6 protein-coding genes are annotated in these 4,378 nt (G+C 58.8%); 4 read left to right on the top strand and 2 right to left on the bottom strand.

Annotated features, from left to right (window positions below; translation table 11 throughout):
* Together E5W70_RS30425 and E5W70_RS30420 are read right to left on the bottom strand one after the other, a co-directional pair.
* Nucleotides 1–434: phosphotransferase (locus tag E5W70_RS30425; RefSeq protein WP_292664975.1), on the bottom strand; the 434-nt coding region annotated here is incomplete at its 3' end.
* A gap of 167 nt (nucleotides 435–601) precedes the next feature.
* The gene (locus E5W70_RS30420; protein ID WP_292664974.1) at nucleotides 602–1,240 is read right to left on the bottom strand and encodes a DUF998 domain-containing protein; all 639 of its coding nucleotides are present in this window, start codon (nucleotides 1,238–1,240) and stop codon (nucleotides 602–604) included.
* 315 nt (nucleotides 1,241–1,555) lie between these two features.
* On the opposite strand from E5W70_RS30420, the gene E5W70_RS30415 reads away from it, so the two are divergent.
* The 4 genes from E5W70_RS30415 to E5W70_RS30400 form a co-directional block, all read left to right on the top strand.
* Nucleotides 1,556–1,987, top strand: a complete 432-nt coding sequence (locus E5W70_RS30415) for a cupin domain-containing protein (protein WP_292664973.1) — start codon at nucleotides 1,556–1,558, stop codon at nucleotides 1,985–1,987.
* A 302-nt stretch (nucleotides 1,988–2,289) separates the two neighbouring features.
* Entirely contained in the window at nucleotides 2,290–3,105 is an 816-nt protein-coding gene (locus E5W70_RS30410) for a hypothetical protein (protein WP_292664972.1), read from the top strand.
* Between the two features lie 344 nt (nucleotides 3,106–3,449).
* Nucleotides 3,450–3,920: a cupin domain-containing protein gene (locus E5W70_RS30405; RefSeq protein WP_292664971.1), complete on the top strand. Its 471-nt coding sequence runs from the start codon at nucleotides 3,450–3,452 to the stop codon at nucleotides 3,918–3,920.
* Nucleotides 3,921–4,167: 247 nt separating this feature from the next.
* A partial coding sequence (locus tag E5W70_RS30400; RefSeq protein ID WP_292664970.1) for a hypothetical protein occupies nucleotides 4,168–4,378 on the top strand: 211 nt, incomplete at its 3' end.

Genomic DNA, 4,378 nt, shown 5'->3' with positions numbered 1-4,378 from the left:
TCAGGCGGCATCGCGGAGAGGTCGATTCGCGTCCCGGTCTCGGTGTGCAAGAGGTCGGTCGATGACCGCCAACCTGGGCGCTGCGGCCAGCCTTGCGTCAAGTGATGCAGCTGGCGGAGCGTGTCGGCCACGCGACGCCAGTCGGCCTCCGTCTCGGGCGGTCCGCCCTCCATGTACGTCATCACCATCAGACCGTCCGCGAACAGCCGGCCGTCCGTCGTTGGGATCGGCACTGGCACGGTCAGACCTTCACGGTCGAGGTGTTGTAGGAGCTCGGCCTCCCACGCGAGATCAGCGTCGCTCCTGGCACCGAGACGACCGACGGCAAGTTTCCCGTGGACGCGCACGCTCCACACGTCGTTGGCAGCTCCGCCAGCGAGCGGTTCGATGCGAGCTACGTCTTCACCCCACAGCCCTAGTGCTTCCCATCCCACTGGCGACATCCTCGACCAACCCGATTGGGGCTTAAGTAAATTGAACGCAAGCACGGAACAACGCGGATGAGCCCGATCGCCGAATGAAGTCCGCTTTGGGTCAATAACCGTCTCGGGCTAGCGCAAACCGGCTGCGCATTAGAGCGGATATTGTGGTGCTCAAGCAGTCAAGCTGAGGCCGAGACGAACAAAGCGCACCCAATGATCATGAGCCATGCGACGTAGGTGAACACCATGAAGCGGTTGGGCCAGCCGATGTGCATGTTGGGTCCGGGCTCGAGCCTCGTACTGCCGAAGCGAAATACTGGGATCGCTTGGACAGCAAGGCCGAACCACGGAAGGAACGATATCCAGAGCAGATAGTGTTGTATTGAGGCAACGAGCGGATTGCCGGAGATGCTCCATCCGACGGCCGCGGCAGCGAGCGGGAGGACGGGGATGACAAGCATACCCCCTATGGAATGCAAGCGGCTCGCGCGGCTGAGGGAAGCGCGCGGCGTCGTGATGGGGTCGGGCGCAAAGAGCGCGGCGATAAGTGCTCCGACGCCGACAATTGCCAGTAGAACCTCGGCGGCAGTAGAGGCTTTTCGAAAGAGCGCGGCAGTCAAGGCGAAAAAACTCGCCGACCAGCAGAGGAACGCGAGTCGCATCATCCATCCATGGCGGCCGATTTCGTACTCGCTTATCATCCGCCATGATGGATCGAGCTCCGGCTTGAGAAAATGCAGGAGGACCAGGAGCGCAGAGAATGAAGCGACTGCCAGCAGCGATATTTCCGCCCAACTCGCAATGACGATGGTGCTCATAAGGTTTTGCATACAGTGGTCGAAAGTGTCGCCGCTGTGAAAATAGTGGCGCACGCCCGGCTGGATTGCAACTGAGGACCTCTCCGGCAACCAATCGGACACGGCGCGCCAGTTGAAGGCTGAAACTGCAAATCTTGAGCATTGCTGTCGCACACAGCGAATGTCGCATGTGGGGTCAATAACGGACACACTTCCAACCTGTTCAACCCTGCAGCGTGCCGCATTTGCGACTATAGCATCCACAACGCAGGACGAACCTATCATCGGCACTGTCTCGCTCGTCCGGAGACGCCGCTTCAACTTGAGGAATATTCCGTGAAAGAAACCACTCTTTCTTCTGCGCCTGACGCAAAATCACCGGCAGGGGCAGATATCCGTTTCATCATGGACGGCGCTACTGGGAATATGATCCACAGCACCGTGCCGCCCCGTCAGATTAATAGAGCAACGATTCACGCGACGGTCATTGAGTTCTGGTATGTGTTGGAGGGAGCGGGAGAAATCTGGCGAAGGGACGAGACAGAAGAGCGTGTGACGGCGCTCGTGCCCGGAGTGTCTGTCGACATACCAGTTGGCACCGCCTTTCAATACAGAAACGTTGGTGACACCCCCTTCAAGTTCATCTGCATCTCAATGCCTCCGTGGCCGGGGGATCACGAAGCGTCGCATCTGATTGGTGCGTGGGAGCCCTTCCATCTGACTAGAGATGCAGGTGAAGTCCGCTTTGGGTCATGTTTTACCGTTTGAGCCGGCCAGCGGAATGCGCAACGAGCGCCATTGAGCGCCATCTGCGGCCATTCGGCGCTGGTAATCCGAATGGCTGGTTTCGGGCTGAGCTGTGATTGAACCACTTGGCAGACGTCCACCACCATTTCGATTGTTGGCCGTCGTTGAAGCTGCGAAGGTTGAAGCCCTCACCTGTTGGCTATGTCAGGAAGGCATCTCATGCCAAATTGTTCGGGTGGAGCGGCGGCTCGCCGCGATCATGGCCACCGACATCGTTGAATTCGTCCGTTTCAGCCCATGAATGCTAACGAGAGGTGGCCGGAATGCTCCTGTTACTCAAGCTGATACTGGCCCCGCTGCTCGTCGCTCTTGCCACGCTCGTCGCTCGGCGTTGGGGCCCCAAAATTGGCGGAATTGTCGTCGGCTTGCCCTTATCTACCGGCCCGATTTTTCTCTTCCTCGCTATCGATCAGGGTTTGGATTTCGCCGCGAGAGCATGCGTCGGCATTCTGTTCGGCCTGGTTGGGCTGGCAGGCTTCGCGCTGGTGTACACTGCCGTGTCTCGACACACAGGATGGGCCGTTTCCCTTATGGTTTCTGCGGCCGCCTACTTCGTGGTTTCTGGGGCGGTAAACAGTTTTGGGCTAAACGGAGTGATTGGGGCTGGCCTTGCTGCTTACACAGCGCTTTTGTTGGTCGCATCGTTGATCAAGAGGCCTCAGGCAGGAGCGACCAAACCGGCGTCGCCGTGGTGGGACATCTGGTTTCGCATGATCACCGCCGCCGCGCTGACCTTGGCAATTACAACGGCCGCAGAGAGCCTTGGCCCGACGTTCAGCGGGATCGTCGGAACATATCCCGTGGTCACTACTGTGATCATGACATTCACACATCACCAATTTGGGCGCGAGGTTGCGATCGCCATGTTGCGTGGCACCGTTCTCTCGTGGATCGGCTTTGTAAGTTCCTTCCTTGTCATCGGACTAACGCTCATTCCGTACGGACTTACTGTCTCGCTTGGTCTCGCTGCGCTTGCGACAGTGGCCACCACGATATTGGCGCTTCGGATCGACCGCTTCACCGCCTCACGGACAAAGGCGAACGCGCATGAGCTTGTCCCATCCAAGCCGTCTGAATGACCGCTGGACGCCGCCACGAATGTGACGGAGATTGTGACATAGTGGCTGGCCTCATCACCGGAGAAAGGTCCGATCCTGGATCCGATCCGGCCATTCCGCCGCATCACGTGAATGTCGTGGTCGGGTCAGATGTTCCGGTTCCTGAACCAGGAGGTTGCGCCATAAGACGACCTTCATGGCGCTTCTTCAAAACTGCCCTTCGCGCATCGGCCGGAGTCGACCCCAATGCGGACGTAGAGGAGGAGCGCTTGCTCAGACGTGGTCGCGGACTTATTCTGAACGGTTCGCGGGCCTGCCCCAGCGCGCAATCGGGGTAGAAGGCCCGGCGACACAGGGAGGTTCTCATGAAAATCGCATCGATATTTGCAATCGGCTTGATCGGATTCTGCGGAATCGCTTCCTTTGCCTCGGCAGAGGATGCGCACACAATGGTCGCTCCCAATGATGTCAAATGGGGCCCGGCCCCCAAAGTGCTTCCTGCCGGAGCAGAAGCGGCGGTCTTATTCGGCGATCCCACCAAGGAAGGTTTGTTTGCCCTTCGGCTCAAAGTGCCGTCTGGGTATGCGATCGCACCGCACACGCATCCTGCGGATGAGGTGGTCACAGTCATATCAGGGACCACTAATCTTGGAATGGGCGAAACCGCCGATCGGAGCGCCGCCAAGGCACTGCCTGCAGGCAGTTTCTTCGCGCTGCCGCCCGGGACGGCGCATTTCGTTTACTTCGACGAGGAGACTGTCGTCCAAATCACCACCAATGGCCCGTGGGGCCTCAAGTATGTCAATCCGGCGGATGATCCTTCAAAGACGCAATAGCCAGCCGCTTGCTTGAAGGCCAACTGCCCCCCGCCGCCGAGCGCGGCGGGGCGCCAGTGCCAACAACCGTGAGGCGGCCAATGTGCAGCCAAAACGAATCTACGTTCTGCCGCCGTTGCGAAGACGAATGAGCGACAGCCCGAGCCTATCGTGCAGGAATTTGAAAAATCAGGCTCTGTGAACTTCCGCATTCCACCGATATTGTTGAAAAGGTCCACGTCGCGGTCGCCCGTGGCACTTTCGTAGGATGGCGTTCCGCGGAGACCCCAAAATTGAATCCTGGTTCCATGCAATGCGCCGGGTGGAACTGGATTCTAATATCGGTGGCGACTTTGCGGTGCGCCGGACTTTTTCAACAGTATCCACCCCGGCCGGACCTTCTCGAGCCTCATCAGGCAATCTGAAGTCTGAACGCACCAACCGACCACGTGCGCCAAAACCGGGCATTCGCTTCTCAA

It is taken from the genome of Mesorhizobium sp. (assembly GCF_005063415.1).
Lineage (GTDB): Bacteria > Pseudomonadota > Alphaproteobacteria > Rhizobiales > Rhizobiaceae > Mesorhizobium.
This window is presented reverse-complemented; position numbering and strand designations above follow the sequence as displayed.